Source organism: Kitasatospora sp. NPDC127067, assembly GCF_042724755.1.
GTDB classification, from domain to species: domain Bacteria; phylum Actinomycetota; class Actinomycetes; order Streptomycetales; family Streptomycetaceae; genus Kitasatospora; species Kitasatospora lactacystinica.
The window spans coordinates 1-2,145 of sequence record NZ_JBHXEM010000030.1; the positions used below are offsets into that span (position 1 = coordinate 1).

Consider the following 2,145-nt stretch of genomic DNA (forward strand, 5'->3'; position numbering starts at 1 on the left):
CGGCGCACGCGATCGCCCCGGCCCGGCCCGGCCGCCGTGGCGGAATCCCATGGACCCGCTGTGCGGTGACCCAGGCTCAGTTCCCGTTCGCGAGGGTGTCACCGCGGACCAGGCCGGATTCGGCCGGCACGTCGGCCGGATCGGAGCCCTCGTGCAGGATCCGGTTGCTCTCGTCGACGAAGACCACCCGGGGTTCGAGCTTGCCGAGTTCGTCCTGGTGCACCTGCGCGTAGGCGATGATGATCACAAGGTCGCCGACGCCGATGAGCCGGGCGGCGGCGCCGTTGATGCCGATCACACCGCTGCCGCGCGGCCCCTCGATCACATAGGTGGACAGCCGCTGCCCGTTGTTGATGTCGACGATGTCGACCTTCTCGCCGGCCACCAGGTCGGCGGCCTCCATCAGGTCGGCGCAGATGGTGAGCGAGCCGACGTAGTGCAGGTCGGCCTGGGTCACCGTGGCCCGGTGGATCTTCGACCGCATCAGGGTGCGATACATGACTGCTCCTTCTTTGACAGGGTGTACTGGCACCGTGACGCCCTCGGCGAACACGGGAGACCTCTCCGCGGTTCCGGCTGACGCTCCGTCACGATCAGGGCTCCGCGGCGGGAAGTGCGGTGGTCAGGGGTCACAGATGCGGGTTGACGCGTTCGCGGCGTGATGTGACCATCGAACGGGTTCACGCCCGGGGACACCGTGGCCGGCGGGACTCGTTGGGGAGGTTCTGCTCGCGTCGGGGGAATCGTCCTCGGCACTGTGACCTGTCCGCGCGCTGCCACCGGGATCGCCGTCGAGTCCGGTTCGAGCAGGCCGTGACGTGGTGCCGATCGGACACCCGTCGACGGCGGGGAGGCGCCTTCGCGCGCGGTCAGCGAGCTATATCTGCACAAGGGGGAAAAATGATCGCTGCCTTGACGGATCCTCGACAACTCGGTGAGTCCGAGCACCGCGTGCTCGATGCGTACCGCGCCAGAATGAGCGACGCGGACGTCATGCTGGACGTTCCGGCGGGCCACGACCGCTCGCTCACCGGACTGCTGGTCGCCGGTCACGCGCTCGAACAGGGACGCAGCGTGGCCTACTTGACCGACGACAGCGACCGGGTGCTCTCGCACGCGAGCGTGCTGCCGGAGCTGCCGGCGGTGCGCCGGCTGCACGGGCAGAGCTCGCTGAGCGACATCGTCGCCTACTACAACGCGCAGGCGCTGGGCGTCATGGACTTCGCCACCTACTTCAACACGAGCCCCAAGGTCGAGCTGGCCGAGGTGGTGGTGTTCGACGACTGGCACACGGCCTGCGAGATGGTCGGAAGCCTGTTCACGCTGCGGGTGGACCGCCGGCTGCAGCGCCGGGCCTACGACGGCATCTGCGACCTCGCGCTGTCGCTCGGGGACGAGAGCTACGCCACGGTGGCGCGGATGCGGCACGAGGGCGCCGACAGCCTGCTCTCGCCGCGGCAGCTCGACCTGGCGGACTGGGCACGGATCGCCGACCGGGCCGCCGAGGTGCTCACCCCGGAACTGTGCACGGAGGACGACAGGTTCACCTGGCCGCGGCTGCAGCCCTGGCTGCACCAGTGCCGGGTGCTGATCGCGCCCGCCGGTGTCGAGATCCGTCCCCCGCACCAGCTCATCCGGACGCTGCCCGGCTACCGCCACGCCGACCAGCGGGTCTTCCTCACCCGGCAACCGGTCGAGTCGGCGGTCGAGCCCGCGAAGGTCGGACGGGACCTGCAACTGCCGGACACCGACCGGCTCACGCTCTCGCCGAACATGCGGGCCGCCGTGGCGTACCTGCGGGGGAACTACGCGGACAGCGGTCTGACACTCGGTCGTGTCGCGCGCAGTGCGTACATGAGCCAATATCACTTCTCCCGCCGCTTCAAGCAGGAGACCGGCTGGCGGTTCATCGACTTCGTCACCGCGCTGCGGCTGACCGAGGCCGGACACCTGCTGCGCAACACCACCATGTCGATCACCGATGTCTCCCGTACGGTCGGCTATCAGGAACTGAGTCACTTCCAGCGCACGTTCAAGAAGTGGTTGGGCACCTCCGCGTGGGGGGGCCGGGGGGGGGGGCCGGGGGGCCCCCCCCCCCCGGGGGGATTACAAAAAAAAAAGCCCCCCCACCACCAAGAAAAAGGG

At 69.0% G+C, this 2,145-nt stretch carries 2 protein-coding genes; one reads left to right on the forward strand and one right to left on the reverse strand.

What is annotated here, in order from left to right; genetic code table 11:
* Positions 1-76: 76 nt before the first annotated feature.
* Positions 77-499, reverse strand: a complete 423-nt coding sequence (panD, locus tag ACFWJ4_RS15535) for an aspartate 1-decarboxylase (protein WP_380543844.1) — start codon at positions 497-499, stop codon at positions 77-79.
* A 401-nt stretch (positions 500-900) separates the two neighbouring features.
* On the opposite strand from panD, the gene ACFWJ4_RS15540 reads away from it, so the two are divergent.
* A partial coding sequence (locus tag ACFWJ4_RS15540) for a helix-turn-helix transcriptional regulator (protein ID WP_380543847.1) occupies positions 901-2,145 on the forward strand: 1,245 nt, incomplete at its 3' end.

Excerpts from the sequence above, each read along its gene's own strand:
- panD (WP_380543844.1), bottom strand. The coding sequence starts at position 499 with ATGTATCGCACCCTGATGCGGTCGAAGATCCACCGGGCCACGGTGACC.